This window comes from Aurantimonas marina (assembly GCF_017183135.1).
Lineage (GTDB): Bacteria > Pseudomonadota > Alphaproteobacteria > Rhizobiales > Rhizobiaceae > Aurantimonas > Aurantimonas marina.
In genome coordinates, this window is record NZ_JADDXW010000006.1 from 92,055 (window position 1) to 118,870 (window position 26,816).

Here is a 26,816-nt window from a genome sequence, read left to right on the forward strand (position 1 = left end):
GAGACAGATCATGGAAAAGACCTGGAACAACAAAGCCTGGTTCATGGTCCTGCCGGTGCTGCTGCTCGTCGCCTTTTCAGCGGTAGTCCCGCTGATGACGGTGGTGAATTATTCGGTGCAGGACACCTTCGGCAACAACCAGTTCTTCTGGGCCGGCACATCCTGGTTCCAGGACATTCTCACCTCCGCCCGTTTCCACGACGCACTGATCCGCAATCTGATCTTCTCGGGTATCATCCTGGCGATCGAGATTCCGCTCGGCATCATCGTGGCGCTGTCCATGCCGAAGAAAGGCTTTTGGGTTTCGGTCTGCCTCGTCCTGATGGCGCTGCCGCTGCTGATTCCCTGGAACGTGGTCGGTACGATCTGGCAGGTTTTCGGCCGCACCGACATCGGGCTGCTCGGCTATTCCGTCGCCGCCCTCGGCATCGACTACAATTACGTCCGCGATCCGTTCGATGCCTGGGTCACGGTCATCGTCATGGACGTCTGGCACTGGACCAGCCTCGTCGTTCTCCTGTGCTACGCGGGCCTCGTTTCGATCCCCGACGCCTATTATCAGGCGGCCAAGATCGACGGCGCGTCGCGCTGGGCCGTGTTCCGCTTCATCCAGCTGCCGAAGATGGGTCGGGTGTTGCTGATCGCCATGCTCTTACGCTTCATGGATAGCTTCATGATCTACACCGAGCCCTTCGTCGTCACCGGCGGCGGTCCGGGCAATTCGACCACCTTCCTGTCGATCGACCTCGTCAAGCTCGCGATCGGCCAGTTCAACCTCGGCGAGGCGGCCGCCATGTCGCTCGTCTACTTCCTGATCATCCTCGCGCTCTCCTGGGTCTTCTACACCGTGATGACCAACGCCGGAGCCGACAAGCCGCTGACGGGAGTGTCGGAATGAGCGATCAAGCCACCACCGCTGGGCACGAGGCCCACCGCGGCCTGCCGGCAGCGAGCCATTCGGAAACTGCGCTCAGGACGCGTGAGCGGGCACGGAGTCAGCGCTTTCGCTGGAAGGCGCTGATACCGATCGTCTACATCCTGTTCTTGATGCTGCCGATCTACTGGCTCATCAATATGAGCTTCAAGACGAATCAGGAAATCCTGTCGAGCGTCACGCTGTTCCCTGAGAACCCGACGCTCGCCAATTACGCGGTAATCTTCACCGACCCGTCCTGGTATTCGGGCTACATCAACTCGATCATCTACGTCGTCATGAATACGGTGATCTCGGTGGCGGTGGCGCTGCCGGCCGCCTACGCCTTCTCGCGCTACCGCTTCCTCGGTGACAAGCACCTGTTCTTCTGGCTGCTGACCAACCGGATGGCGCCCCCGGCGGTGTTCGCCCTGCCCTTCTTTCAGCTCTATTCGGCCTTCGGCCTGATCGACACCCATATCGCGGTGGCGCTCGCCCACACGCTCTTCAACGTGCCGCTCGCGGTGTGGATTCTGGAAGGCTTCATGTCGGGCATCCCGAAGGAGATCGACGAGACCGCCTATATCGACGGCTACTCGTTTCCGCGCTTCTTCTTCAAGATCTTCACGCCGTTGATCGCGAGCGGCATCGGTGTCGCCGCCTTCTTCTGCTTCATGTTCTCATGGGTGGAACTGTTGATCGCCCGCACGCTGACGGTGACCGACGCCAAGCCGATCTCGGCGATCATGACCCGTACGGTCTCCGCCTCCGGCCTCGACTGGGGCGTCCTCGCCGCCGCCGGGGCGCTGACGATCATTCCCGGCGCGATCGTCATCTGGTTCGTGCGCAACTACATCGCCAAGGGCTTCGCCCTGGGGAGGGTTTGATGGATTTCTCATGGATGGCCTGGACCTGGCCGACCGCGATTTTCTTTCTTGTGATTTTCGCCATGATCGCCGGCATGGGCGTTTGGGAATACGCCGTGCCGGGCGGTAGCCCCCGCGTCGGCATCCTGCGTTTCGAGACCACGCGCGGCGACCGCCTGTTCGTCTCGCTGCTGGGTTCCGCCTTTATCTGCCTTGGCTGGCTCTGGGCCACCGATCTGACGCTGTGGTACGCGCTGATCGTCTGCGCCGTCTTCTTCATCCTCGTCTTTCGCCTCGTCTAGCGAGGCGGAATCAGGCCACGCCGCGTCCCACCGGTCAACGCGGCACCGCCATACCAAAAGACCGGCACCTGTTTTGGGAGGTAAATCGATATGAAACACCATCTGATGCGCTCGGCGGCTGTGCTCGCTATCGCGCTTGCCACCGGCCCGGCCTTCGCCGACATGGAAGCGGCCAAGCAATTCCTCGACGCCGAGATCGGCGACCTGTCGACGCTGTCGCGCGAAGATCAGGAAAAGGAGATGCAGTGGTTTGTCGACGCGGCTCAGCCCTTCCAGGGAATGGACATCAAGGTCGTGTCCGAGACGATCACCACGCACGAGTATGAATCGAAGGTGCTGGCCCCGGCCTTCACGGCGATCACCGGCATCCAGGTCACCCACGACCTGATCGGCGAAGGCGACGTTGTCGAGAAGCTGCAGACACAGATGCAGTCGGGCGAGAACATCTACGACGCCTACATCAACGACAGCGATCTGATTGGCACCCACTGGCGCTACCAGCAGGCCCGCAGCCTGACCGACTGGATGGACGGCGAAGGCAAGGACGTCACGAATCCGGGCCTCGACATCGACGATTTCATCGGCAAGTCGTTCACCACCGCGCCGGACGGCAAGCTCTACCAGCTGCCCGACCAGCAGTTCGCCAACCTCTATTGGTTCCGCTACGACTGGTTCAACGACGAGACAAACAAGGCGGATTTCAAGGAGAAGTACGGCTACGACCTCGGCGTACCGGTCAACTGGTCGGCCTATGAGGACATCGCCGAGTTCTTCACCGGCCGCGAAATCGACGGCCAGAAGGTCTATGGCCACATGGACTATGGCAAGAAGGACCCCTCGCTCGGCTGGCGCTTCACCGATGCGTGGCTCTCCATGGCCGGCAATGGCGACAAGGGCATTCCGAACGGCGTACCGGTCGACGAATGGGGGATCCGGGTGAACGAGCAGAGCCAGCCGACCGGCTCCTGCGTCGCGCGCGGCGGCGACACCAACGGCCCGGCGGCCGTCTATGCCATCGAGAAATACCTCGAGTGGCTGAAGGCCTACGCGCCGCCGGAAGCCCAGGGCATGACCTTCTCCGAATCCGGCCCCGTACCGGCCCAGGGCCAGATCGCCCAGCAGATCTTCTGGTACACCGCCTTTACCGCCGACATGGTGAAGGACGGCCTTCCCGTCGTCGATGGTGACGGCAATCCGAAATGGCGCATGGCCCCCTCGCCGCACGGCGTCTACTGGGTCGACGGCATGAAGCTCGGCTACCAGGACGCAGGCTCCTGGACGCTGATGAAGTCGACCCCGGTCGATCGGGCCAAGGCGGCCTGGCTCTACGCCCAGTTCGTCACCTCCAAGACCGTCGACGTGAAGAAGAGCCATGAGGGCCTGACCTTCATTCGCGAGTCGACCATTCGCGACGACAGCTTCACGGAGCGGGCGCCGAAGCTCGGCGGCCTGATCGAGTTCTACCGCTCGCCGGCGCGGGTGCAGTGGACGCCGACCGGTACCAACGTGCCGGACTATCCGAAGCTGGCGCAGCTCTGGTGGCAGGCGATCGGTGACGCCTCCTCGGGCGCCAAGACCGCTCAGGAAGCGATGGATTCGCTCTGCGCCGAGCAGGAGCAGATCCTGGAGCGTCTCGAACGCGCCGGCATCCAGGGCGACATCGGCCCGAAGCTCAACGAGGAGCACGACCTGGAATATTGGGTCGAACAGGCCAAGGCCAACGGCACGCTCGCGCCGCAGCCGAAGAAGGAGAACGAGAAGGAACAGCCGCAGACCGTCTCCTATGACGAACTGGTCAAGAGCTGGGCCGACGCGAACGCTTCAGGCGGCGACGCGCCCGCAGCGGAACCGGCCAGCGCGCCGGCCGATGCGGCGATGGAAAAACCCGCGGATGCGGACGCGGAGAAGCCGGCCGTCCAGTAAACGGCCAACCCACAACGACAAGGAAAGCCGGGCTCGTCCCGGCTTTCCGCTATTCGAAAACGATGTGACGCCTCAGGGAGAGACAAAATGTCCGGATACGTCCTCGCCATCGATCAGGGCACGACATCGAGCCGCGCGATCGTCTTCGACGACGGCTTCCGCACCGTCGGCGTCAGCCAGCAGGAGTTTCCGCAGCACTTCCCGCGCTCGGGCTGGGTCGAGCATGATCCCGAAGACATCTGGCGCTCGGTTGTCGCGACAGTCCGCACAGCACTCGCCGACGCTTCGCTCTCGGCCTCCGACATCGCCGCGATCGGCATCACCAATCAGCGTGAGACCGCGCTGATCTGGGACCGCGACACCGGCAAACCGATTCACAACGCCATCGTCTGGCAGGACCGCCGTACCGCCGACCTCTGCCGCAAGCTCGTCGAGGCGGGTGCCGAGCCACAGATCACGGCGAAGACCGGCCTGATCATCGACCCCTATTTCTCCGGCACCAAGATCGCCTGGATGCTCGACCATGTAGAGGGCGCGCGCGCCAAGGCCGAAGCCGGCAAGCTCGCCTTCGGCACGGTCGACGCCTTCCTGCTCTGGCGGCTGACCGGCGGCAAGGTCCATGCGACCGACACCACCAACGCCTGCCGCACCATGCTGTTCGACATCGAGGCGAACGCCTGGAACGAGGAACTGCTCAAGCTGCTGAACGTCCCCCGCGCCCTCCTGCCGGAGGTGAAGGATTGCGACGCCGAGTTCGGCGTGACCGAGACCTCACTGTTCGGCGCCGCGATTCCGGTCTGCGGCATCGCCGGCGACCAGCACGCCGCAACGCTCGGGCAAGCCTGTTTCGCGCCGGGAATGCTGAAATCCACCTACGGCACCGGCTGCTTTGCGGTGCTCAACACCGGGGCGACGCGGGTCCCCTCCTCCAACCGCCTTTTGACGACGATCGCCTATCGCCTTTCCGGCAAGACCGCCTTCGCTCTTGAGGGCTCGATCTTCATCGCCGGTGCCGCCGTTCAATGGCTCCGCGACGGCCTCGGCGTCGTCGAGCGCGCCGATCGCACCGGCCCGATGGCCGCCGAGGCCGATGAGGCCCAGGACATTTACATGGTGCCGGCCTTCACCGGACTCGGCGCGCCCTGGTGGGACGCGGAGGCGCGCGGCGCCATCTACGGCCTCACCCGCAAGACCGGCCCGAACGAAATCGCCCGCGCCGCGCTCGAAGCCGTCTGCTTCCAGACCGCCGACCTGCTCTCGGCCATGAAGAAGGACTGGACCGGCGCGAGCGACACGATCCTGCGCGTCGACGGTGGCATGGTCGCGTCGGACTGGACGATGCAGCGTCTCGCCGACCTTCTCGACGCGCCGGTCGACCGGCCGGTGGTGCTGGAGACGACGGCGCTCGGCGCCGCTTGGGTGGCCGGGCAAAAGGCAGGCGTGTGGCCGGATATGGCTGGCTTTTCCGAGCGCTGGCGCCTGGAGCGCCGCTTCGAGCCGCACATGGACGCGGTCACGCGCGGCCGCAAGCTCGCCGGTTGGGCCGACGCGGTGCGCCGGACGCTGACGTAGCGCCGCGCTGGACCAAGCACTGCGGGCGATTGCGCGATATCGGTATCGCAGCCGCCCGAGGATGCTGCTCAGAGAGTGCCCAAGGGGGAGTCGCGATTTCCCCGTGCCCTCGCGAGTGATTGACCTTTGTCGTCCGATCGGGTCAGAGAAAGCCGTCACCTAGCGCGGCATGATGCGCCCACCCGATGCGAAGGCAACCCCCGATGGCCACCAAAGACATCGTCTATATCGCCCTCTTCGCGGCCCTGATGGCCGTCCTCGCGGTGTTTCCGCCGCTGACGATCCCGGCGCTCGGCGTGCCGATCACCGCCCAGTCGATGGGCGTCATGCTCGCCGGCGGCATCCTCGGCGCCAGGCGCGGGGCGCTGGCGATGGTCCTGTTCCTCGTGCTGGTGGCCATCGGCCTGCCGCTCCTGTCGGGCGGACGCGGCGGCATTGGCGTCTTCGCCGGCCCGACCGCCGGCTTCCTGTTCGGCTGGATCGTCGCCGCCTATGTGATTGGCCGGCTGACCGAGCGTTTCTGGCACGGTCTCGGCTTTGTCGGCGCCTTCCTGATTTCGGTCTTCGGCGGCATCGTCGTGCTCTACGCGATCGGCATCCCGGTCGTCGCCGCGATCGCCGACATCCCGCTCTGGACCGCGCTTTCCGGCTCGGCCGCGTTCATTCCCGGTGACCTGGTCAAGGCCGGCTTCGCCGCCGTGGTGATCGCGACCGTCAAGCGGTCCTACCCGCTGATCCCGTCGCGCGCGGGTCGGGCCTGACGGCAGCTCCGCGAGCGATGATCGAACTCGCCGGCGTTTCAGTCGAGCGCTCCGGGCGCCAAATCCTCGCCGATCTCGACTTGCGGCTTTCGGCCCCGCGGATCGGGGTTATCGGCGCGAACGGGTCCGGCAAGAGCACCTTCGCGCGGCTGCTCAACGGCCTGGTCCTGCCGACCGCCGGCCGTGTCGCCATCGACGGATTGGACACGCGCGCCGATGGTGGCGAGGTGCGCCGCCGCGTCGGCTTCGTCTTCCAGAATCCCGACAACCAGATCGTCTATCCGACTGTTGGCGAAGATTTGGCGTTTGGCCTGAAGGGGCGCGACGTTCCCAAGGCCGAGATCGACAGCAAGGTGGACCAGGCCCTCGACCGCTTCGGTCTCAACGGCTTCGCCGACCGGCTCGTCCACGAGCTCAGCGGTGGCGAGCGCCAGATGGTGGCGCTGGCCGGGGTCATGATTCTGGAACCGGCCTGGCTGGTCCTCGACGAGCCCACCACGCTCCTCGATCTTCGCAACACCCGCCGCGTCATGGACACCGTTCTGGGGCTGGATCAGCACGTCCTCCTCGTCACTCATGATCTCGCCCTTCTCGCCGGTTTCGACCGCGTCCTGGTCTTCGACGGGGGCCGGCTGGTCACCGACGCCGCGCCGGAAGAAGCGATTGCAGCCTATCTGGGGATCATCGGGTGATCGCGGGCCTCTACCAGCCGGGTTCGAGCTCCATCCACCGCCTCCGCGCGTCGGTGAAGCTCGTCGCGCTCCTCGGTCTCGGAACCGTCCTTTTCGCCTTCGATGAGCTGTGGCTCGCGGCGACCGCGCTCGCAATGGTTCTGGCCGGCTATGCGCTGGCCCGCATTCCGGCCCATACCGCCTTCGCCCAGATCCGTCCGGTTCTCTGGATCCTCGCCATCCTGTTCGCGGCGCAGCTCTGGCTGGCCGGCCTTTCCGCGGCTCTGCTTCTCGTCCTGCGCTTCGCGGCCCTGATCCTCGCCGCCTCCCTGGTCACGCTGACCACACGCACGGCTGACCTCGTTGCGGTCATCGAACGGGCACTCAGCCCCCTCGCCCGTTTCGGATTCGACGTCGGCAAGGTGAGCCTGGCAATATCCCTGGCGATCCGCTTCATCCCGGCGGTCGGCGCGATCGTCGAGGAGGTTCGCGAGGCCCAGCGCGCGCGCGGGCAGGAGCGCTCGATCGTCGCGCTCGCGGTTCCGGTGATCGTAAGGCTGCTGAAAATGGCCGACGAGATAGCCGAGGCGATCGACGCGCGCTCCTGACCGCCCTGTCGCGCGTTGGGGACATTTTCCCGATCCTTCGCCCCGGCCCATGACGGCGCCGGCGCGTGCTATGCTCTTGCATCAGGGCACTGTCAAAAAGGAGATGGGGAGGATCGCCACCATGCTTTGGCTTCGCTCGGCGCTTGCCGCCGTCTTGTTGCTCGCGGCTTTCTTGACTGGGGCGATGGCGCAGGAAAAAATCCGCGTCGGCGTGCTCAAATACGGCACCGTCAACTGGGCTCTCGACGCCATGACCCGCAATGGGCTCGACGAGAAGAACGGCGTCGATGTTGAGATCGTGCCCTTTGCCGGCGAGGATGCCTCCACCGTCGCGATCCAGGCGGGCGACGTCGATATCATCGTTTCCGACTGGCTTTGGGTCTCGCGCCAGCGGTCGGCCGGAGCCGACTTGACCTTCGCGCCCTATTCGACATCGGTCGGCTCGATGATGGTCGCCGGCGACAGTGAAATGAAGGCTCTCGGCGACCTGAAAGCCAAGACGATCGGGGTTGCCGGTGGCCCGCTCGACAAGAACTGGTTGCTGATCCAGGCGCTTGCCAAAAAGAAATACGGGATCGACCTGGCGAGCGAAAACGATGTGGTGTTCGGCGCGCCACCGCTGCTGATGGCCAAGGCCCAGTCCGGTGAACTCGACGCTGTCCTGAATTTCTGGCACTACGCCGCCCGCCTCGAGGCCGAAGGCTTCCGAACGCTGATTTCGGGGACCGACGCGGCCATCGAGATGGGAACCTCGGGTCCGGTCGCGGCGCTCGGCTGGGTATTCCGTGACAGCTTCGCCGACAAGAACCCGAAGGCGATCAAAGGCTTCCTCGCCGCCGACAAGGCGACAAAAGCGCTGCTCGCATCATCCGACGAGGAATGGCGGATACTGGCCCGCCTGACCAAGGCCGAGAACGACAAGACGCTGCATACCCTGCGCGATCGCTACCGCGAGGGTATTCCGTCCCGCAGCGCCGCGGATGAAGAAGCCGACGCGAGGACGCTCTACCGGCTGCTTGTCGGGATCGGCGGGGAAAAGCTCGTCGGGCCGTCCACAGAGCTGGTCGATGGCACCTATTGGACCGGCCTCGCCGATGGTGGTTGACAGTCCCGCCGTAGCCCACGGGCGACGGCGCGGCATTTGCGCTGGCCCGGCCCTGATGACGCTGTTGTCTTTGGCCGGCCTGCTCGCCCTTTGGTGGGTCGTGGCGACCTTCGCTGACAGCCGCGCCCTGCCGGCGCCACCCGCCGTGCTCGACACCTTCTGGCGCGACGCGAAGACCGGCGAATTGTTCTTTCACCTCGCCATGACGCTGTTTCGCGTCGCCGTATCCTTCGTGCTCGCCATGGCGATCGGCGCGGCGATCGGAATCGCGCTGGGACTCAACCGCGATGCCAACCGGTTCTTCGATCCGTGGGTGATCCTCTTCCTCAACATCCCGGCGCTCGTCGTCATCGTCCTCGCCTATATCTGGTTCGGCCTCAACGAGGCCGCCGCCATCGGCGCCATCGCCGTCAACAAGATCCCCAATGTCGTGGTGACGATGCGCGAGGGCGCCCGCGCCCTCGACCGGAACCTGAGCGAGATGGCGTCCGTCTACCGCTTCGGCCGGGCAAAGACGATGCGCCATGTGGTGATCCCGCAGTTGCAGCCCTATTTCGCCGCCGCGTCCCGCTCCGGCATCGCACTGATCTGGAAAATCGCGCTGGTGGTCGAACTCCTCGGCCGCTCGAACGGCGTCGGCTTCCAGATCTATCTCTATTTCCAATTGTTCGACGTGGCCGCCATTCTCGCCTACACGCTGGCCTTCGTCGCCATCATGCTCTTGATCGAGTTCCTGCTTGTCCAACCGCTCGAAGCCTATTCCACCCGCTGGCGCATCCGGCCCGCTTGACGTCCTCGTCCGCGACAAGACCTTCCACGCGGTCGACGGCGGTGAGGTGCGCGCGATCGCGGAGATCGCCTTCCAGGCGCCCCCAGGCAGCTTCACCACGCTGATCGGCCCATCCGGCTGCGGCAAGACGACGACGCTCCGGATCATCCTCGGCCTCGACACTGACTTTTCCGGCCATGTCCGCCTGCCCGACGAGAACGGCCGCGTCGCCGCCGTCTTCCAGGAGCCGCGGCTCCTGCCCTGGCGGACGGTTGAAGAGAACGTCCGGCTGGCGCTGCCCGAGGCGATGGCCGGCGCCGACCTTGACGATCTCTTCGCCATCCTTGGTCTTGCGGAGATGCGCTCGCGCTATCCGGGCGAGCTGTCGCTAGGCCTCGCCCGGCGGGTCGCCCTTGCCCGCGCCTTCGCCATCGAGCCGGCGCTGCTGCTGCTCGACGAACCCTTCGTCTCGCTCGACGAAATGACCGCGAACCGCCTGCGGGAACTCCTGATGAACGTCTGGTCGGCCCGGCCGACGACGGCGCTGATGGTCACCCACAATCTGAGGGAAGCGCTGCAACTGTCAGATCGCATCGTCTTTCTGACGGCGCGGCCGGCGACCGTGCGCGGCGTCTACGAGATCGACACGCCTCGCGACGCGCGCGACGCGGTCTGGTCGGAACACACGCTGCGGGCCGTCGACACAGCGTTTCCGGGGGTTCTGTGAGGATGGGCGACGGGTTGAACTTCACGGTGATCCGCTGCGGAAATCATCGGGACGGTTTATCCTTCCCCGCTTGACCTCCTCTCCCGCCCATCCGACTCTCGCGACCATGAGCACGATTCGATCCGTCTGCGTTTATTGCGGCTCCTCGGCGGGCCGCGATCCGCTTTATATCGACAGCGGGCGAAAGCTCGGCGAGGCGCTCGGCGAAGCCGGCATGCGGCTCGTCTATGGCGGCGGCACCCGCGGCATCATGGGTGCCGTCTCCGAGGGCGTCATCGCGGCCGGCGGCGGTGTCACCGGCATCATCCCGCGCTTCCTCATCGACATGGAAGCGACCGAGCGCGAGCTGAAGCGGCTGGACGAGTTGATCGTTACCGAGGACATGCACGAGCGCAAGCACTTGATGTTCCAGCGCTCGGACGCGTTCGTCGCCCTGCCCGGCGGCATCGGCACGCTGGAGGAACTGGTCGAGATCCTGACCTGGAGCCAACTCGGCCGGCACGAAAAACCGATCGTCATCGCCAATATCGGCGGCTTCTGGGATCCGCTGTCACGGCTGCTCGACCATATGGGCGAGGAAGGTTTCCTGCACCGCGCCCATCAGGTCCGGCCCATCGTCATCGACGACGTCACCGACATCGTGCCGCATCTTCTGGGCGCGGCACCGGCGGACGACGGCGACGGCCGGCTGGAGATCATCGAGCGGCTTTGAGCCTCAGCGTCCCACGACACGGTTGCGGAAATCCGCTTTCGTCCTAGATGCGACGATTGCGGCTGCGCCGCGTCTCCCTTCCAAGACAAGGACCTGCCAGCCCATGGCCGAGAAACGCTCGACCCCCAAGATCGAAATCCGCATTGCCGAAAAGAGCGATGTCCCCGCGATCATCGACCTCTCCGGCAAAGTCTTCAAGGATGAGAAGCCCTACACGCGCGGCATGATCCTCGGCCAGTTGTCGGCGTTTCCCGAGGGCCAGTTTGTCGTCGTCTACGAGGGTGACATCGTCGGCTACGCGGCCACGATGATCCTGTCCGAGGAGAAGGCGCTCGGTCAGCACACTTGGGCCGAGGTGACCGGCGGCGGTTACGCGGCGATGCACGACCGCAAGGGCGAGTGGCTCTATGGCACGGAAATCTGCGTCGATCCCGATCGTCGCCGGCTGCGCATCGGCAAGCGACTCTACGACGCGCGCCGACGTCTTTGCCAGGACCTTGAACTGAAGGGCATCGCGTTCGGGGGGCGCATGCCCGGCTATCAGCGCAACAAGAAAAAATACGCTACGCCCGAAGCCTATATCGACGCCGTCAAGTCCAACGAAGCCAAGGATCCGGTTGCGTCTTTCCATCTCAGTGCCGGCTTCGAGCCGGAACTGCTGCTCAAGAACTACTATCCGAGTGATACCGCATCGGGTGGCTATGGTGTCTTGATGGTCTGGCGCAACCCCTATTACGACCCCGCCCGCGAGGACCAGCCGGTCAACCGGTCCAACCCGGACATCGTTCGCATCGTCACCGTGCAGATGCAGGCCCGCCAGATTTCCAAACCGCAGGATTTCTACGACGCGGTCGAGTATTTCATCGAGGTGGCGTCCGAGTATGGCGGCGATTTCGTCGTGTTCCCCGAGCTCTTCACGCTGATGCTCCTGTCTTGCGAGACGCAGGAATTGAAGCCGGAGGCCGCGATTCAGCGGCTGACCGAGCACACACCGGATTTCGTTCAGCGGCTGACCGACATGGCGATCCGGCGCAACATCAACATCATCGGCGGCAGCCACGCCACCAAGACAGAGGACGACGAAATCCAGAACGTCGCCTACGTCTTCCTTCGCGACGGCTCGGTGCATGAGCGCGAGAAGATCCACCCGACCCCCAACGAGCGGCAATATTGGCAGATCAAGGGTGGCGACAGCGTCGAGACCATCGAGACCGACTGCGGTCCGATCGGGGTAATGATCTGCTACGATTCGGAATTTCCGGAGGTCGCCCGGCGGCTCACCGACCAGGGCGCGCGCATCCTGTTCGTTCCATTCAACACCGACACCCGCCACGGCTATCTGCGCGTGCGCTATTGCTGCCAGGCGCGGGCCATCGAGAACCAGTGCTACGTCGTCACCTCGGGCATGACCGGCAATCTCGGCAATGTCGACAATCTCGACATCGAATATGCCCAATCCGGCATCTTCACGCCTTGCGACTTTCCCTTCGCCCGCGACGGCATCGCCGCGGAAGCCTCGGAGAATGTCGAGATGGTGACGGTCGCCGACCTCAATCTGGCGACGCTCAACTGGGCCCGCTACGAAGGCTCGGTGCGCAATCTGCGCGACCGCCGGCTCGATCTCTATCGCACGAAATGGTCAGACGGCGGCTGACCGGTTTCCTGAGCGGGCACAGGGAATGGCGCCCGCTCAAAGGCCCTGTGGCCGCAGCGCTCGCCGCGCGGCCCGGCCCTTCTGGAACAGCGCAAAGGTGTAAAGCGCCAGCGCTGCCCAGGTGAAGCCGAAGGCGACGAACTGCCAGGCGTCGAACGGTTCGCCGAAGATGAAGACCGCGGTGAGGAAGATCAGCGTCGGCGCGACATATTGCAGGACGCCGATCGTCGAATAATGCAAAAGCCGCGCGCCCGCAGCGAACAGAATCAGAGGAATCGCGGTAACCGGTCCGGTGCCGATGAGCAGCGCCGCTTCCGATACGCTGGCGAACAAATGATTCCCGCCTGAGTAAACCAGAAGAACAGCGAGCGACGGCGGCGCCAGGATCATCACCTCGAGGAAGAAGCCCTCGGTCGCGCCGACCGGCACCATCTTGCGCAGCAGCCCATAGGTGCCGAAGGAAAAGGCCAGCGTCAGGGATATCCAGGGAAGCCCTCCGGCCCGTACTGTCAGGATGAGGACGGCGATGACGGCCAGCCCTATCGCGAAGGACTGCGGTCGGTTCGGCCGCTCGCCGAGGACGATTGCCCCGAGCAGCACGTTGACCAGCGGGTTGATGTAATAGCCGAGCGCCGCCTCGACCGTGCGGTCGGTCGCGATGGCGTAAATATAGACACCCCAGTTAATCGAGATGATCGCGGCCGTCAGCGCCGCCAGAGCCAATGTCCGCCATTCCCTGAAGTGCCGCCAGACTGTCCCGAGCCCACCTTGCCACCACAGGATCAGCGCCGCGCAGGGAATCGCCCACAAAACCCGGTGCGCGAGGATCTCCAGCGGCGGCACCACATCCAGGACCTTCATGTAGACCGGCATCACCAGTCCCCAGATCGCAAAGGCGCTCAGGGCGTAGGCAAAGCCCTTGTTCGATCCCGCGTCGCCCGCTGGCATGCTATCGCTCGATGAAAGGGTTGAATGATTGCGGGTCTATCAGACAGCGGGCGCGACGACACCCGGTTTTCGATGATGGCACCGATCCGTTTTGGTGATGCGCCAGTATCGGATGAAGGATCATGGCGAGCGCGTGAACCGCTCGGTGGCCTCCATGAGTTCGTGGAGAATGCCTGGTTCGGCGAAGGCATGGCCGGCCCCCTCCACCATCCGATAGTCGGCTTTCGGCCATGCCTGGGCCAGCTGCCAGCTTGTGACCGCCGGTGTCACCACGTCGTAGCGGCCCTGGACGATGACGCCCGGAATATCCGCCAGACGGTGTGCGTCGCGGATCAACTGCCCCTCCTTGAGCCAGAGGTCGTGGTAGAAATAGTGGTTCTCGATCCGGGCGAAGGCGATCGTGGCGTCGGACACCGCCCCGCCGCTGCCGTTTTCACCTGCCGGGGTCTGCCGCAACATGACCGTCGCCGACTCCCAGTTCGTCCATGCGCGCGCCGCCGCCGCGCGGACGGCGCGGTCGGGATGGGTGAGCCGTTTGCGGTAGGCGGCGACGAGGTCGTCCTGCTCAGCCGCCGGGATTTGTCCCACCAGATCCTCCCAGCGATCGGGAAAAAGCCGGTTGGCGCCGCGCTCGTAAAACCAGTCGAGTTCGGAGCGCCGGCCGGTGAAGACGCCGCGCAGGATCATGCCGCTGACCCGTTCGGGATGCCTCTCCGCATAGGCCAGCGCCAGGGTCGCGCCCCAGGAGCCGCCGAACAGCAGCCAACGTTCCACGTCAAGCAAGGCGCGCAGGCGTTCGAGGTCGGCGACAAGGTGCCAGGTGGTATTGTCGTCCAGACGGCCGAGCGGCGTGGAGCGGCCGCAGCCGCGCTGGTCGAACAACATGATGCGATAGCGCGCCGGATCGAACAGCCGGCGGTGCTGCGACGAGGCGCCGCTCCCCGGTCCGCCATGCAGGAACACGGCCGGAATTCCGTGCGGGTTACCGCACAGCTCATAATAGAGCTGGTGCCCTTCGCCAACGTCCAGGCGGCCGGTCTGATAGGGCTCGATGCCGGGAAAGGGTTTGCGAAGTGGACCTGTCATTGCGGACAATTTATAGCGCCGCGCGCCCGCAGGAATAGGCCGGCGCGCAAGGATAAACTCCCCGGCCTAGCTTCACGCGACGGCAGGACGGGCGGCTGGCCGTCGACGCCTTAGCGATCCGCAGATGCCTCCGCGTGGGCCGCAATTCCCCCCCCGGGCACGGCCGTTCCGGCTCGGCGCGCGGCCACCGCCCTCCCCGCTGCAACGCCCGAGGACCAGGCCCACTGGAAATTGTAGCCTCCCAGCCAGCCGGTCACGTCGACGGCTTCCCCGATGACGTAGAGACCCGGAACCCGGCGGGCCTCCATGGTTTTCGAGGACAGTTCGGCGGTGTTGATGCCGCCCGCGGTCACTTCGGCCTTGGCAAAGCCTTCGGTCCCCGTCGGTCGGAACGTCAGGTTCGTCAAGCTCTCGGCGGCGGCGGCGAGTTCCGCGTCGCTGACATTGGCAAGTTCCCTGGTGATGCCGATGCGGGCTGCCAGCGCCTCGGCGAGGCGGTTGGGAAGATGTTCAGCGAGCGCCGCCTTCACATGGGCGCGGGGCATTCGCTGTTTGGCCGCTCGCAGCATCTCGGCGGCGTCCGCGACCACTGTTAGCGCGATGGTCTCGCCGGGAGTCCAGTAGGACGAGATCTGCAGGATGGCCGGCCCGGAAAGCCCCTTGTGCGTAAACAGCGCAGCCTCCGCGAAGGCCGTGTCGCCGACCCGCGCCACGGCCGGGCAGGACACCCCCGAGATCTCGCGAAACAGCCTCTCGTCCGGGCCGAGGGTCAACGGCACGAGGGCGGGGCGGGGCGTGACGACATCAAGGCCGAAGTGCCGGGCGATCTCATAGGCCTTGCCCGTCGCGCCCATTTTCGGGATCGAGGGGCCGCCCGTCGCAATGACCAGTTGCGGCGCCGTCGCGTTGGCGACCCGGAAGCGCCCGTCGGCGTGGCCGATCTCGCCGATCTCCGTGGACAGCCGGATTTCGACGCCGCCCTGGTGACATTCCGCCAGCAGCATGTCGACGATCTGCCGCGCCGACCCGTCGCAGAACAGCTGTCCGAGGGTCTTTTCGTGCCAGGCGATGCCGTGCTGTTCGACCAGCGCGAGGAAGTCCCACTGGGTGTAACGGCTGAGCGCGGATTTTGCGAAATGCGGATTCCCGGACAGGTAGCAGTGGGGTTCCGTCTCGCGGTTGGTGAAATTGCAGCGTCCGCCGCCCGAGATCAGGATTTTCTTCCCCGGCGCGTCCGCGTGATCGATCAAAAGAATCCGCGCGCCAGCCTTCCCCGCGGTCGCAGCCGCCAGGAGACCCGCGCCGCCGGCGCCGAGAATGATCGCGTCGTAGTCCATCTTGGCCTTTCGCGGTGGAGACCATTGCGGTAGATTCCCTCTGCCTCCTCTCCGCTCCTCATACACCAACCACACAAGGTCCCGGCTGAAAACCGGGATGACGCAGCGCGGAAATCTGCTTGACAACCGGCGCGCCAAAGCGCCTTCGCACCCGATTGGGCCGAAGAGTTGGATTTTCTGTCCCGCCCTTAAGCTCCTCGCGAAGCTCGTCGCTGGCGGGCCAGCATTCTCTGTCCCCTCCTTAAGCTTCGCCTTGCCGCTCACTGACGGGCCAGTTTCTTTGTCCCACCCTTAAGCTTTGCCTTGCGGCTCGCTGGTGGGCCCCTGTTGCCGTCTCGTCTCTGACGAGGCGAGCGGCGGGACGCCGGAGGCGAACCCTCCGACTGTTTTACGTCATACGGTCCGCCTCCGGCATCCCGCGCGGCGTTTGACCAACCCTTCGACACGCAAACCTCGCCTTTTCATGAGTTTGCGTGCGCTGCCGGCTCTTCACGCCCGTGGCGGGGCGTTCAAGCGGACCGATCCGCAGACCCCTCATTAGTGGGGGACGGTCCGGCGGAGCAAAGGGCCGTCCGGGCCAGCGCTTCTCCGGAAGAAGCCCCGTCGCGGACACCGCACCGCCAGGGATTGCACCCCTTGGCCCAACGAACGATCCCGGTGATCATTCGCGCCCGTTCCGTGGGCCGGCGGTGAGGGGATTATGCGGGAGGGGAAAAGGGTGGGGAGAAAATTTTGCGCGGAGGGCGGCGGGAGGCCCGGATTGCAACGGTTTGGCAGTTGCGACGGCTTGGAATGGGTCCTCGGGTCAAGCCCGAGGATGACGCGCGTTGGGTAGTGCGGCCAACGGGGGTCGACCTTGAAGCTCCGGCATTGCCGGGGATGGCGCGCGTTCGGGGTGGTGGACGCCTGCAAAGGACGCGCGTTCGGGGATGGTGGGACACCTGCCGAGGCGATTGGCGATGCCGCCCGACGCGGTCGTCATCCTCGGGCTTGACCCGAGGACCCATTCCCCTTCGGTGACGGCCTCCGCTCCGGCGAAGATTCGGCCGTCGCACTGCCCTGGCAGGCCCGCCTTAAGGGCCCGGAATGAGGATCGCGCGGCATAAAAACTCGGCGCCTTTTCTCCCCCTTTCGACGGACTCAGGAGCGCGAGAGGAAGTCCTGTCCGGCGCCGATCTGGCATCTCGGCCCGAGCCGGGCAAAGAACGACAGCACAGGCCCCCGACATCCGCCTCTTCGCGCCGAACTTATCCCCGTCTTTCGGCGGTCCCGTAGCATCGGGACGGTCGGTGGCGAGGGATGGGCATGGAAAGACGAGAGGCCAGAGAGGACAGTGCGGCGACGAGCCAGCCGCTCAGCAGCTTGCGGGCGCAGATCGCTGGGCTGAGGGTCTCGGTCGCGGTGCTGCGGCTGAAATCGTTGGCCCTCAAGGCGGGCTTCGACCCCAGCCAGGCCCGTCACCCCAAGGGCAGTGGGCGCATCTCCGGCCGCTGGCGGCGGGGAGGCGGCAGCAAGCCCCTGCAAGTCGATATCCCCGGCCCCAGGAAGACACCGGCGGCCGACGGATCGCCCAAGACGCCGCCGAAAAGCCCGCGCCTGAAACTGCCGAAGCCCGGCATCGGCCACAATGGCGGCCCGCCGCTGGAGGACCCGCCGGAACTGCCCAGGCGCGACCCGGGTACTTCGAAGGGGCGCACGGCCGTCGCCAAGCGGATGGCGCGCTGGCTCCTGACAGCGCTGAGCCGAGCGCCGGACCCCAGAATCAGGTTAGTCGCGCAAGCCATCCAGGCGGTCGGCTGGCTGACGGGCGCCTTCGATCCCATCGAGACCTATCTCGACGAGCCGAAATCACTCGACAAACTGCGGCGCGCGGTGAAGGCTGAGAAAGGCAGGAAGGGGACCGACGTCCATCATATCGTCGAGAAGGAATCAGCCTATCAGGACGGATTCACGACACCTCAGATCGAGGGACCGGATAACCTTGTGCGCATTCCTCGCTACAAGCACCACGATATCAACGGGTGGTACCAGAGACGAAATCCTGATTTCGATGGAAAGTCGCCGCGCGATTATCTGCGCGGCAGAAGTTGGAACGAGCGGTTCGAAGTCGGCCTGGATGCGCTTGTTGAACAAGGAGTTCTGAAACCGTGACGCTTGTGTCGGAAAAGAATCTCGGCGGGATGGCAGTTGATGAGCTTCTGGCAGCCTACGTCGCTTTGTGTCTGCGGCAGTTCGATGCAAACGAGGTCGAGGATTCTCGCCGCTACAACGCGACATTTCCCATGATGATGGCGATCGAGACGGAACTTGAGAGCCGCGCAGGCGATCAAAGACGTGTGCTCATGGGGCTGTTCGATCATCCGAACATCCAGGTGCGACTCCAGGCTGCTCGTGCATGCCGCACAGTCGCACCCGCAGCGGCCACTAAATTGTTGGGAGAAATCAGAGCTTCCCAACGTTTCCCACAAGCAGCGGACGCCGGCATGTGGCTTCGCGGCGCGCGGGGAGATGCGGCCAAGCGGAAGCACTGAAGCCATGACACGAGCGAAGCTCGGCGAACTCACGATCGAGCAACTCGTCGCCCGCTATGTCGAAATCGGAACCGCACAGGACGAAGCAATGCTGGATAATCTCGTCGGCAGGTTCAACCAGCTCTATGACCGGGCGAAGGCCGTCGAGGACGAACTGCAACGCCGCGAAGGCGACCAGCGCCGCGCGCTACTTGCGCTCTATGGGCACGCGAATTGGCAGGTCCGGCTCAACGCGGCTCAGGCTACGCGAACGGTGGCTCCGCAGGTCGCGCGCCGGATGATCGAGGAAATCGCAGACTCGCGGCACTTCCCGCAGGCAGGCCATACCGGCATGGCGCTCTATGCTATGGATAGGGGGATCGACAAGCCGGGGTGAGGCTCATGGCAACCATCCGACCCAACCTAACGGTTCCAGAGCTCATCGAGGCTTTCATCGCCGTCGGCCTCGCCCAATCGAAAGCCATCGATGACGACAATCACCAGCGCTACAACAATCTTGTCGATGACTATCTTGCCTTGGAAGCGGAGCTACGGTCACGCCAGGGCGACGAACGGCGAGCCTTGCTGCCCTTGTTCGATCATATGAACGTTCAAGTCCGTATGAACGCGGCCCTCTCGACACTCGCCCTCCTGCCGGACGAGGCGCGAGAGACGCTTCGACTGATCCATGCCCGGCGCGAATATCCCCAAGCCGCCGACGCGATCAGCATGCTCAATGCTTTGGAACGGGGAACCTACGTACCGGCCTGAGGCGACGCCAACGCTACGAAATGCGAAGGTTCTGAAATGACGACCGCACCCCAATTCACCGAACTCGCGGTCGCCGACATCGTCCGGGAGTACATCGCGATCGGCCTTGCTCAGGACAAGGCGATAGAAGTGGACGACACCGGCACGTTCAATCAGCTGGCGCGTCGCCAGTTCGCGTATGAGAAAGAACTGAAGCGGCGTACCGGCGATCAGCGACGGGCGCTGATCCCGCTTCTCGAACATCCCAACGCACAAATCCGTTTGAACGCGGCTCATGCGACGCTCGTCGTGGCACCGCTCCTTGCGCGCGAGACGCTGGAAGCCGTCGCGGCGTGGGAGTCCGGCTCCCAGGCTTTCGACGCGGGAATGGCGATTCAGATGCTCGACGATGGACGGTTCGTTCCGGAGTGAGGCTCCCGGGCTAGGGTGACAGCCGCGCTACGTCCGCTTCGGCCGCTTGAACGCGGCGCGGTCGGCCGCGCAGGCGTCGCGTATGCAGCAGCCCTCGACATGGTCGTTGACGAAGCCCATCGACTGCATGAAGGCATAGATCGTGGTCGGGCCGACGAAGCTGAAGCCGGCCTTCTTCAGAGCCTTGGACAGGCGCGTCGAGGCCGGCGTCACCGGGTTGGCGGCAAGCCAGGCGCCGGTCAGTGCGGACGGACGCTCGTCGGAACCGGGCTCGTGCGCCCACAGGAAGGCCGCAAGCGAGCCGTGCTCGGCACGGATGTCGCGCGCGCGGCGGGCGTTGTTGATCGCCGAGACGATCTTGCCGCGATGCCGGATGATGCGGGCGTCTAGAACCAGGCGCTCAATGTCGGATTCGTCCATCGCCGCCACAGTACGCCCTGGCCGTGTAGCGCCGCGCCCCTCACACCCCCTCCACAAACCCTTCCAGAACGCGTTTCTGGCCAGCCTTGTCGAAATCGACGGTGAGCTTGTTGCCCTCGACCGAGGCGACGGTGCCGTTGCCGAATTTCTGGTGGAAGACCCGGTCGCCGCTGGCAAAGCGGCTGTCCTCGGCGATGACGGATTTGGCCACCAGCTCGCCCTCGATCTCGCGCGGACCGCCCTTTCTGGCCGAGGCATAAAGGCCAAACCCCTGTTTCGGCGGCTGGTTGTGGCCCCTGCCCCCATCCGCGCCGGCGCGCGCGTTCGAGCCGCCACCACCGCCATAGTCGATCTGCCGCGCGCGGCCACCGGACCAGCCGTCGCCGCCGCCTTTGCCCCCGGCAAAACCGGCATTCGCGGCCTGGGCCCGGCGCCAGCCCGGCGTCTGGTAGGCGTTTTCCTGAAACGCCGCGGCGCCGTCCCAGCGCGAGGCGCCGTAGCCGCCGTAATTGTTGGTGTTGGCCTCCATCACCTCGACATGCGCCTCGGGCAGCTCGTCGAGAAAGCGCGAGGGAATGGTCGACTGCCACAGGCCGTGAATGCGGCGGTTGGAGACGAACCAGATCTTGGCCCGGCGCTTGGCGCGCGTGATGCCGACATAGGCGAGCCGGCGCTCTTCTTCCAAACCGCTTCTGCCGCCCTCGTCCAAAGCGCGCTGATGGGGAAACAGCCCCTCCTCCCAGCCGGGCAGGAACACGGTCTCGAATTCCAGCCCCTTGGCGGCGTGCAGCGTCATGATCGAAACGGCATCGAGATCGGCGTTCTGCTCGGTGTCCATGACCAGCGCGACATGTTCGAGGAAGGAGGCGAGCGACTCGTACTCCTCCATCGAGCGGATCAGCTCCTTCAGGTTTTCCAGCCGGCCCGGCGCCTCGGCCGAGCGGTCGGCCTGCCACATCGCGGTGTAGCCGGACTCCTCCAGGATCTGCTCGGCCAGCTCGGTGTGCTTGGTGGAATCCAGCAGCCCGGCCCAACGGACGAGGTCGGTGACGACACGGCGCAGCGCGTTGCGCGGCTTGGGCTTCAGCTCTTCCGTCTCGACCATTTCGCCGGCGGCCGCGATCAGCGGGATTTCGCGGGAGCGGGCGTAGTCGTGCAGCAGGCGGATGGTGGCATCGCCGAGCCCACGCTTCGGCGTGTTGACGATGCGCTCGAAGGCCAGATCGTCGGCGGGCTGAACGACGCAGCGGAAATAGGCCAGCGCGTCGCGCACCTCCATGCGCTCGTAGAAGCGCGGGCCGCCGATCACCCGGTAGTTGAGGCCCATGGTGACGAAGCGGTCCTCGAAGGTGCGCATCTGGAAGGAGGCGCGCACCAGGATCGCCATGTCGTTCAAATCGTGGTTGTCGCGGCGCTGCAGATCCTCGATCGCCTCGCCGATGGCGCGGGCCTCTTCCTCCGAATCCCAGCCGGCATTGACCTCGACCTTCTGGTGCTCGGGGTCGGAGAAGTCGGTGAACAGCGTCTTGCCGAGCCGGTCCTCATTGTGGGCGATGAGGTGGGAGGCGGCGCCGAGGATGTGGGCGGTGGACCGGTAGTTGCGCTCCAGCCGGATCACGGTGGCGCCGGGAAAGTCCTTGTCGAACCTGAGGATGTTGTCGACCTCGGCGCCGCGCCAGCCATAGATCGACTGGTCGTCGTCGCCCACGCAGCAGATGTTGATCTGCTGCCTCTGATCTTCGCTCACGGCCGAGCGCTCGCTTCGCTCGCTGGCCTGCGCGGGCGCGGCCTCACCGGCCGACGGGCGGTCGCCCTTGCGGCCTGCGGCCGGGGCGCGTGTCTCTGCGATCGCGGTTGAGTCCCGCCGCGTCGGCCTTTGCGCCAGGAGTCGCAGCCAGAGATATTGCGCGACATTGGTGTCCTGATACTCGTCGACCAGGATGTAGCGGAAGCGCTTGTGATACTCGGCCAGAACGTCCGGGTGAGCGCGGAAGATCGCGATCGGGTGCAGCAGGAGGTCGCCGAAATCGCAGGCGTTGAGCGATTTCAGCCGCGCCTGATAGGCGGCGTAGAGCTCGCGGCCCTTGCCGTTGGCGAAGGCCCGCGCGTCGCCCTCGGGAATGTCCTTCGCGGTCAGGCCCTTGTTCTTCCAGGCGTCGAGCATTTGGGCGAAGCCGCGCGCCGGCCAGCGCTTGTCGTCGAGATTTTCCGCCTGGATCAGCTGCTTGATCAGCCGGATCTGGTCGTCGGTGTCGAGGATGGTGAAGTTGGATTTCAACCCGACCAGCTCGGCGTGGCGGCGCAGGATCTTCACGCCGATCGAGTGGAAGGTGCCGAGCCAGGGCATGCCCTCGACCTGTTCGCCGACGAGAAGGCCGACGCGGTTCTTCATCTCGCGCGCCGCCTTGTTGGTAAAGGTGACGGCGAGGATCTGCGACGGCCATGCGCGCCCGGTCGCCAGAATGTGGGCGATGCGCGTGGTCAGCACCCGCGTCTTGCCGGTGCCGGCGCCGGCGAGCACCAGAACGGGCCCCTCGGTGGTCTCGACGGCGGCGCGCTGTTCCTCGTTGAGGCCGGCGAGATAGTCGGGCGCGCGGGAACCCCGGGCAGCCATGGCGCGGGCCGCGATGGAGCCGGCCCGGGGAGCGACGGGGCCGGAAGGATCATGGGAATCGGTCATCGCGCGCAATGTAATGGTTCGGGCGCGGAACACTAGGGGAACGCGGTCGCCTTGCGGGCAGAGGCTCCCGCATTAGTATTCTCGATGATGGAGCAAGGGAGCAAGCGCAATGACAGACCAGACGCCACGGACCCCGAAAATCACCCAGGCGATGATCGACGCCTATGACGAATACACCCATCTGACACTGGACCGGCGTGGCTTCATGGCCAAGCTGACCCGCCTCGCCGGCTCGGCCACCGCCGCCGCCGCGATCGCGCCGCTGATCGGTGCGTCCAAGGCGAGCGCCCAGATCGTCGACTCGCAGGACGAGCGGGTGACGACGATGTGGGCGCAATTCCCGGCCGGCGGCGCCGAGATGAAGGCCTATGTCGCCAAGCCGGCCAACGCCGAGGGCCCGCTTCCCGGCGTCCTCGTCATCCACGAAAACCGCGGCCTCAACGGCCATATCCAGGACGTCGCGCGGCGCATGGCGCTGGAGGGCTTCGTCGCGGTCGCGCCGGACTTCCTGTCGATCGACGGCGGCACGCCACCGGACGAGGACAAGGCGCGCGAGATGATCGGCGCGCTCGACGCCGGCAAGACGGTGGAAAGCGCCGTCGCGGCGCGCCAATGGGCGGCGAGCGAGGCCGGCACCAGCGGCCAGGTCGGCGCGGTCGGCTTTTGCTGGGGCGGCGGGCTGGTCAACAGCCTCGCGGTCGCCGACCCGGAGCTCGGCGCCGGCGTCGCCTATTACGGCCGCCAGCCCGACGCGGCGGAGGTCGCCAGGATGAAGGCGCCGATGCTGCTGCACTATGCCGGGCTCGACGAGCGCATCAATGCCGGCATCGACGCCTACAAGGCGGCGCTGGAGGCGGCCGGGGTCGAGCATGAGATCGTCGTCCATGAGGGCGTCAACCACGCCTTCAACAACGACACCTCGGCGGCTCGCTACGACAAGGAAGCGGCGGACCGCGCGTGGGAGACGACGGTGGCGTTTTTGAAGGAGCGGCTCGGCGGCGGTTGAGTCCGCCGCGTTCCGGCTACCGCACGAATGCTCGGACGCGCGCCGTATGGCGCGCGACCAGGCGAAGTTTCTCGGCTTCGTTGATCGAATTTTAACCCTGCCCGCCGCCAGATTATTAATCCAAATGCCGTTTGGTCATCGGATCGAACCCGTCGCTCGGCCGATCCTTGCCGCGACGCGTGGAGGGAAACGGCAATGAAGACCCAGGACTATCACGAGGGCGGCCCACTCGAAGTCGTCGCCTTCCGTGTCAACGAACAGGAATTCTGCGTCCGGACGATTTCGGTCCGCGAAATACGGGGGTGGTCGCAATCGACCCCCTTGCCGAATTCCGCGCCCGACATCCTGGGCATGATCAATCTGCGCGGAACGGTCATTCCGGTGGTCAGCATGGCCCGGAAGCTCGGCATGACTGCGGCGGCGCCGAATCCACGCAGCGCCATCGTGGTCGTCGAGGTCCAGGACACGGTTCTCGGTCTGCTCGTCGACCGTCTGTCCGACCTCCTGACCTTCGACGGCTCCACCATCCAGCCGGTGCCGGAAATGACCGGCGGCTACGATAAGAGATATACCGAAGGCATCATCGCGCATGCCGACGGCATGATCTGCTTCCTCAACCTGGACCGGATGTTTCCCGACGTCGCCAAATTAAAGGCTGCGGCGTAATGCCGCAAGGGGAGACGGAGACCGCCGCCAATTAACGGCGGCACCTTCGATATTCGCCCTCGGCTCTCGCCCGAGGTACTAACGTCGCAACCAAGCGGCAGCGGCGATTTCTGGTTATTTCAGAGTTCGTTACGAGAAACGCGACAAAGGCATTTCAGGTTTGCCGTCGGGCCCATTGGGTTGTGCGCCGGCAATAACAATTATCATCCGTACTCTTTTTACATCGCACCTTCCTCACCGATGCGTGATGCAAATACTTACGAATGAAATCAGTTGTTAACAGATAGCCGTCTAACAACCCCTTAAGCTCGCTTGCCGGATGCCAAGCGTATGCCTGAGCGTCGCGAAAGCGCGCCCGGCTGTCCGACGAGCGACGCGCCTTCATATTGGCGCGAGTTCTATTGGGTCCGACCGGAAAGTCGGCAGTGAGGGTGAGGAGACAGGTTTGATGGGTATTCTACCGGCAGGATTTGGGAGTGGCGATTCAAAGTCCGTTCTCGAGGCGCTCAGCAAGTCTCTGGCAACGATGGAGTTCAGGCCGGATGGCACGATCATCACCGCCAACGAGAACTTCTGCAGCGCTGTCGGCTATGACGTCAGCGAGATCGCCGGCAGGCACCATTCGATGTTCGTCGAGCCGGCCTATGCCCAGAGCGCCGAATACAAAGCGTTCTGGGCTAAGCTCGGACGCGGCGAATTCGATGCGCGCGAGTACAAGCGGATCGGCAAGGGTGGCAAGGAAATCTGGATCCAGGCGACCTACAACCCGATCTTCGATGTAAGCGGCAAGGTGATGAAGGTGGTCAAATTCGCGACCGACATCACCGGCCGCGTCGAAGCCGTCAACCAACTCGCCAGCGGACTCGGCCGGATGGCCGATGGCGACGTGCGACAGCGCATCACCCGGCCTTTCATTCCGGCGCTCGACAAGTTGCGCAAGGACTTCAACCAGTCCGTCAGCACCTTGGAGGCGGCCCTGCAGAAGGTCGGCGACAATGCGTCCGCTATCCATAGCGCCAGCGTCGAAATCCAGACAGCATCCGACGATCTGGCGAAGCGGACGGAACAGCAGGCCGCGTCAGTCGAGGAGACTGCCGCGGCGATCGAAGAGATGGCGGCGACCGTGAAGAGTTCCACCGAGCGCGCCGAAGGGGCCGGGCAACGGGTCGCCCAGACCAGGGCGGAAGCGGAGAAGTCCGGCGAGGTCGTGCGGCGTGCCGTCGCCGCGATGGGCGAAATCGAGGCCTCGTCCGGCCAGATCGTCAACATCATCGGGGTGATCGACGAGATCGCATTCCAGACCAATCTCCTGGCTCTCAACGCTGGCGTTGAGGCGGCGCGCGCCGGCGAAGCCGGTCGGGGCTTCGCGGTTGTGGCCCAGGAAGTGCGCGAACTCGCCCAGCGCTCGGCGAAAGCGGCGAAGGAGATCAAGAGTCTGATCAACACCTCAGGCGAGAACGTCAAGCTGGGTGTGGGGCTGGTCGGCGAGACGGGTGCCGCGCTCGAGACCATCGTCAGCGAGGTGAAGGAGATCGACCAGCACGTCACGGCGATCGTCGAGGCCGCGCGCGAACAAATGGTCGGGCTTCAGGAGATCAACAAGGCCGTCGCCTCGATCGACCAGGGCACGCAGCAAAACGCCAGCATGGTGGAGGAGTCCTCCGCGGCCTGTCACGGCCTGAGCCAGCAAGCCGCGGCCTTGACCGAGCTGTTGGGCCATTTCGAGCTCGGCGACGAGGGGAATAAAGCACAGCCCGCCGGCCGAAAAGTCGCGACGATGCCGGATTCTCCAGCCCGGCAGCTCGTCGGGAAAGTCTCCCGCGCCTTCGCGACCAATGGCAACGCGGCGGTCGACGCCAACAAGTGGGAGGAATTTTGATGGCTCCCGACATCGGCGAGGACGGCGGACCGCTCGAAATCGTCGCCTTTCGCATCAACGAGCAGGAGTTTTGTGTCCGGACCATCTCGGTTCGCGAAATCAGAGGGTGGTCGTAATCGACTCCCTTGCCGAACTCCCCGCCGGACATTTTGGGCTTGATCAACCTGCGCGGCACCATCAATCCAGTGGTCAGCATGGCCCGCGAACTTGGAATGACCGCCACGGACCCCAATCCACGCAGCGCGATCGTGGTGGTTGAGGTTCACGGCAGGACGCTCGGCCTTTTGGTCGACCGCCTCTCCGACATCATGACCGTCGATCATTCCAGCATCCAGCCCGTCCCGAAATGAGCGGAGCTTGCGAGAAGAGCTATGCGCAGGGGATCGTCGCGCACTCGGACGGCATGATCTGCTTCCTCAACCTCGAACAGATGTTTCCGCAGGCCGTCGCGCTCGCGGAAGCGGCTTGACGCGAAACAATCCAGGAGGCCGGGCGTACAACCATGCGGCCGGCCTTTCG

Annotated in this window: 25 protein-coding genes and 2 pseudogenes; 22 read left to right on the top strand and 5 right to left on the bottom strand. The window is 65.0% G+C overall.

The genetic code is table 11. The features are described 5' to 3' along the window. The first annotated feature begins 10 nt into the window (after positions 1 to 10). The 13 genes from ING15_RS09070 (at position 11) to ING15_RS09130 (ending at position 12,583) form a co-directional block, all read left to right on the top strand. A complete protein-coding gene (locus tag ING15_RS09070) occupies positions 11 to 898 on the top strand; it encodes a carbohydrate ABC transporter permease (protein ID WP_206454477.1) in 888 nt (295 codons plus the stop codon). Further along, complete coding sequence (locus ING15_RS09075) at positions 895 to 1,800, top strand: carbohydrate ABC transporter permease (RefSeq protein ID WP_232845660.1); 906 nt, start codon at positions 895 to 897, stop codon at positions 1,798 to 1,800. The genes ING15_RS09070 and ING15_RS09075 overlap by 4 nt, the downstream gene beginning before the upstream one ends. Then, positions 1,800 to 2,081, top strand: coding sequence for a DUF2160 domain-containing protein (locus ING15_RS09080; RefSeq protein WP_206454478.1), 282 nt, complete (start codon positions 1,800 to 1,802; stop codon positions 2,079 to 2,081). Before ING15_RS09075 ends, ING15_RS09080 begins: the two co-directional genes overlap by 1 nt. A gap of 90 nt (positions 2,082 to 2,171) precedes the next feature. Beyond that, positions 2,172 to 4,004 carry an ABC transporter substrate-binding protein gene (locus ING15_RS09085; protein ID WP_232845661.1) on the top strand — a complete coding sequence of 611 codons (1,833 nt, stop codon included), beginning with the start codon at positions 2,172 to 2,174 and terminating at the stop codon, positions 4,002 to 4,004. Between the two features lie 87 nt (positions 4,005 to 4,091). Then, complete coding sequence (gene glpK / locus ING15_RS09090) at positions 4,092 to 5,576, top strand: glycerol kinase GlpK (RefSeq protein ID WP_206454479.1); 1,485 nt, start codon at positions 4,092 to 4,094, stop codon at positions 5,574 to 5,576. A gap of 203 nt (positions 5,577 to 5,779) precedes the next feature. Next, the gene (locus ING15_RS09095) at positions 5,780 to 6,337 is read left to right on the top strand and encodes a biotin transporter BioY (RefSeq protein WP_206454480.1); all 558 of its coding nucleotides are present in this window, start codon (positions 5,780 to 5,782) and stop codon (positions 6,335 to 6,337) included. Between the two features lie 17 nt (positions 6,338 to 6,354). After that, positions 6,355 to 7,029, top strand: a complete 675-nt coding sequence (locus tag ING15_RS09100; protein WP_206454481.1) for an energy-coupling factor ABC transporter ATP-binding protein — start codon at positions 6,355 to 6,357, stop codon at positions 7,027 to 7,029. Next, complete coding sequence (locus ING15_RS09105) at positions 7,026 to 7,616, top strand: energy-coupling factor transporter transmembrane component T family protein (RefSeq protein WP_206454482.1); 591 nt, start codon at positions 7,026 to 7,028, stop codon at positions 7,614 to 7,616. Before ING15_RS09100 ends, ING15_RS09105 begins: the two co-directional genes overlap by 4 nt. Positions 7,617 to 7,737: 121 nt before the next feature. After that, the gene (locus tag ING15_RS09110) at positions 7,738 to 8,721 is read left to right on the top strand and encodes an ABC transporter substrate-binding protein (protein WP_206454483.1); all 984 of its coding nucleotides are present in this window, start codon (positions 7,738 to 7,740) and stop codon (positions 8,719 to 8,721) included. Positions 8,722 to 8,773: 52 nt separating this feature from the next. Continuing rightward, the gene (locus ING15_RS09115; protein WP_206454587.1) at positions 8,774 to 9,511 is read left to right on the top strand and encodes an ABC transporter permease; all 738 of its coding nucleotides are present in this window, start codon (positions 8,774 to 8,776) and stop codon (positions 9,509 to 9,511) included. Next, positions 9,459 to 10,217 carry an ABC transporter ATP-binding protein gene (locus ING15_RS09120; RefSeq protein WP_210348837.1) on the top strand — a complete coding sequence of 253 codons (759 nt, stop codon included), beginning with the start codon at positions 9,459 to 9,461 and terminating at the stop codon, positions 10,215 to 10,217. Before ING15_RS09115 ends, ING15_RS09120 begins: the two co-directional genes overlap by 53 nt. 106 nt (positions 10,218 to 10,323) lie before the next feature. Then, the gene (locus tag ING15_RS09125) at positions 10,324 to 10,929 is read left to right on the top strand and encodes a TIGR00730 family Rossman fold protein (protein ID WP_206454484.1); all 606 of its coding nucleotides are present in this window, start codon (positions 10,324 to 10,326) and stop codon (positions 10,927 to 10,929) included. 103 nt (positions 10,930 to 11,032) lie between these two features. Then, the gene (locus tag ING15_RS09130) at positions 11,033 to 12,583 is read left to right on the top strand and encodes a GNAT family N-acetyltransferase (protein ID WP_206454485.1); all 1,551 of its coding nucleotides are present in this window, start codon (positions 11,033 to 11,035) and stop codon (positions 12,581 to 12,583) included. 36 nt (positions 12,584 to 12,619) lie between these two features. Here the strand turns inward: ING15_RS09130 and rarD are convergent, their stop codons facing one another. The 3 genes from rarD to ING15_RS09145 form a co-directional block, all read right to left on the bottom strand. Further along, entirely contained in the window at positions 12,620 to 13,531 is a 912-nt protein-coding gene (gene rarD / locus ING15_RS09135; protein WP_206454486.1) for an EamA family transporter RarD, read from the bottom strand. A gap of 120 nt (positions 13,532 to 13,651) precedes the next feature. Beyond that, a complete protein-coding gene (gene pip, locus ING15_RS09140; protein WP_206454487.1) occupies positions 13,652 to 14,617 on the bottom strand; it encodes a prolyl aminopeptidase in 966 nt (321 codons plus the stop codon). Between the two features lie 110 nt (positions 14,618 to 14,727). Then, positions 14,728 to 15,954, bottom strand: a complete 1,227-nt coding sequence (locus ING15_RS09145) for a BaiN/RdsA family NAD(P)/FAD-dependent oxidoreductase (RefSeq protein WP_206454488.1) — start codon at positions 15,952 to 15,954, stop codon at positions 14,728 to 14,730. Between the two features lie 1,401 nt (positions 15,955 to 17,355). Between ING15_RS09145 and ING15_RS09150 the strand changes: the two genes are divergently transcribed. Genes ING15_RS09150 through ING15_RS09170 form a run of 5 tightly spaced genes read left to right on the top strand, consistent with a single transcriptional unit; the run spans position 17,356 to position 19,646 of the window. After that, positions 17,356 to 18,105: a hypothetical protein gene (locus ING15_RS09150; RefSeq protein WP_206454489.1), complete on the top strand. Its 750-nt coding sequence runs from the start codon at positions 17,356 to 17,358 to the stop codon at positions 18,103 to 18,105. Beyond that, positions 18,102 to 18,485, top strand: a complete 384-nt coding sequence (locus ING15_RS09155) for a DUF2019 domain-containing protein (RefSeq protein ID WP_206454490.1) — start codon at positions 18,102 to 18,104, stop codon at positions 18,483 to 18,485. Before ING15_RS09150 ends, ING15_RS09155 begins: the two co-directional genes overlap by 4 nt. Before the next feature lie 4 nt (positions 18,486 to 18,489). Further along, a complete protein-coding gene (locus ING15_RS09160) occupies positions 18,490 to 18,861 on the top strand; it encodes a DUF2019 domain-containing protein (protein WP_206454491.1) in 372 nt (123 codons plus the stop codon). A gap of 5 nt (positions 18,862 to 18,866) precedes the next feature. Further along, positions 18,867 to 19,235 (top strand): DUF2019 domain-containing protein, encoded by a 369-nt coding sequence (locus ING15_RS09165; protein WP_206454492.1) that lies wholly within the window; start codon positions 18,867 to 18,869, stop codon positions 19,233 to 19,235. Positions 19,236 to 19,271: 36 nt separating this feature from the next. Then, positions 19,272 to 19,646 (top strand): DUF2019 domain-containing protein, encoded by a 375-nt coding sequence (locus ING15_RS09170; RefSeq protein ID WP_206454493.1) that lies wholly within the window; start codon positions 19,272 to 19,274, stop codon positions 19,644 to 19,646. A gap of 27 nt (positions 19,647 to 19,673) precedes the next feature. Here ING15_RS09170 and ING15_RS09175 read toward each other — a convergent pair. After that, a pseudogene (locus tag ING15_RS09175) lies at positions 19,674 to 20,075 on the bottom strand (DNA-3-methyladenine glycosylase I); the annotation flags it as partial. A 31-nt stretch (positions 20,076 to 20,106) separates the two neighbouring features. Then, positions 20,107 to 22,746, bottom strand: a complete 2,640-nt coding sequence (locus tag ING15_RS09180) for an ATP-dependent helicase (protein ID WP_206454495.1) — start codon at positions 22,744 to 22,746, stop codon at positions 20,107 to 20,109. Between the two features lie 109 nt (positions 22,747 to 22,855). Here ING15_RS09180 and ING15_RS09185 point away from each other — a divergent pair, with 109 nt between their 5' ends. The 4 genes and pseudogenes from ING15_RS09185 (at position 22,856) to ING15_RS09200 (ending at position 26,766) form a co-directional block, all read left to right on the top strand. Beyond that, positions 22,856 to 23,752, top strand: a complete 897-nt coding sequence (locus tag ING15_RS09185) for a dienelactone hydrolase family protein (RefSeq protein ID WP_206454496.1) — start codon at positions 22,856 to 22,858, stop codon at positions 23,750 to 23,752. 195 nt (positions 23,753 to 23,947) lie between these two features. Next, the gene (locus tag ING15_RS09190) at positions 23,948 to 24,418 is read left to right on the top strand and encodes a chemotaxis protein CheW (RefSeq protein WP_206454497.1); all 471 of its coding nucleotides are present in this window, start codon (positions 23,948 to 23,950) and stop codon (positions 24,416 to 24,418) included. 448 nt (positions 24,419 to 24,866) lie between these two features. Beyond that, positions 24,867 to 26,297: a methyl-accepting chemotaxis protein gene (locus ING15_RS09195; RefSeq protein ID WP_232845662.1), complete on the top strand. Its 1,431-nt coding sequence runs from the start codon at positions 24,867 to 24,869 to the stop codon at positions 26,295 to 26,297. Continuing rightward, positions 26,297 to 26,766 (top strand): annotated as a pseudogene (locus ING15_RS09200) (chemotaxis protein CheW). The gene ING15_RS09195 and the pseudogene ING15_RS09200 overlap by 1 nt, the downstream one beginning before the upstream one ends. Positions 26,767 to 26,816: the final 50 nt, after the last annotated feature.

Bases quoted from the DNA above. Each gene is read 5' to 3' on its own strand.
- ING15_RS09070 (WP_206454477.1), top strand. From the start codon at position 11: ATGGAAAAGACCTGGAACAACAAAGCCTGGTTCATGGTCCTGCCGGTG.
- ING15_RS09075 (WP_232845660.1), top strand. From the start codon at position 895: ATGAGCGATCAAGCCACCACCGCTGGGCACGAGGCCCACCGCGGCCTG.
- ING15_RS09080 (WP_206454478.1), top strand. From the start codon at position 1,800: ATGGATTTCTCATGGATGGCCTGGACCTGGCCGACCGCGATTTTCTTT.
- ING15_RS09085 (WP_232845661.1), top strand. From the start codon at position 2,172: ATGAAACACCATCTGATGCGCTCGGCGGCTGTGCTCGCTATCGCGCTT.
- glpK (WP_206454479.1), top strand. From the start codon at position 4,092: ATGTCCGGATACGTCCTCGCCATCGATCAGGGCACGACATCGAGCCGC.
- ING15_RS09095 (WP_206454480.1), top strand. From the start codon at position 5,780: ATGGCCACCAAAGACATCGTCTATATCGCCCTCTTCGCGGCCCTGATG.
- ING15_RS09100 (WP_206454481.1), top strand. From the start codon at position 6,355: ATGATCGAACTCGCCGGCGTTTCAGTCGAGCGCTCCGGGCGCCAAATC.
- ING15_RS09110 (WP_206454483.1), top strand. From the start codon at position 7,738: ATGCTTTGGCTTCGCTCGGCGCTTGCCGCCGTCTTGTTGCTCGCGGCT.
- ING15_RS09125 (WP_206454484.1), top strand. From the start codon at position 10,324: ATGAGCACGATTCGATCCGTCTGCGTTTATTGCGGCTCCTCGGCGGGC.
- ING15_RS09130 (WP_206454485.1), top strand. From the start codon at position 11,033: ATGGCCGAGAAACGCTCGACCCCCAAGATCGAAATCCGCATTGCCGAA.
- rarD (WP_206454486.1), bottom strand. From the start codon at position 13,531: ATGCCAGCGGGCGACGCGGGATCGAACAAGGGCTTTGCCTACGCCCTG.
- pip (WP_206454487.1), bottom strand. From the start codon at position 14,617: ATGACAGGTCCACTTCGCAAACCCTTTCCCGGCATCGAGCCCTATCAG.
- ING15_RS09145 (WP_206454488.1), bottom strand. From the start codon at position 15,954: ATGGACTACGACGCGATCATTCTCGGCGCCGGCGGCGCGGGTCTCCTG.
- ING15_RS09160 (WP_206454491.1), top strand. From the start codon at position 18,490: ATGACACGAGCGAAGCTCGGCGAACTCACGATCGAGCAACTCGTCGCC.
- ING15_RS09165 (WP_206454492.1), top strand. From the start codon at position 18,867: ATGGCAACCATCCGACCCAACCTAACGGTTCCAGAGCTCATCGAGGCT.
- ING15_RS09170 (WP_206454493.1), top strand. From the start codon at position 19,272: ATGACGACCGCACCCCAATTCACCGAACTCGCGGTCGCCGACATCGTC.
- ING15_RS09180 (WP_206454495.1), bottom strand. From the start codon at position 22,746: ATGACCGATTCCCATGATCCTTCCGGCCCCGTCGCTCCCCGGGCCGGC.
- ING15_RS09185 (WP_206454496.1), top strand. From the start codon at position 22,856: ATGACAGACCAGACGCCACGGACCCCGAAAATCACCCAGGCGATGATC.
- ING15_RS09190 (WP_206454497.1), top strand. From the start codon at position 23,948: ATGAAGACCCAGGACTATCACGAGGGCGGCCCACTCGAAGTCGTCGCC.
- ING15_RS09195 (WP_232845662.1), top strand. From the start codon at position 24,867: ATGGGTATTCTACCGGCAGGATTTGGGAGTGGCGATTCAAAGTCCGTT.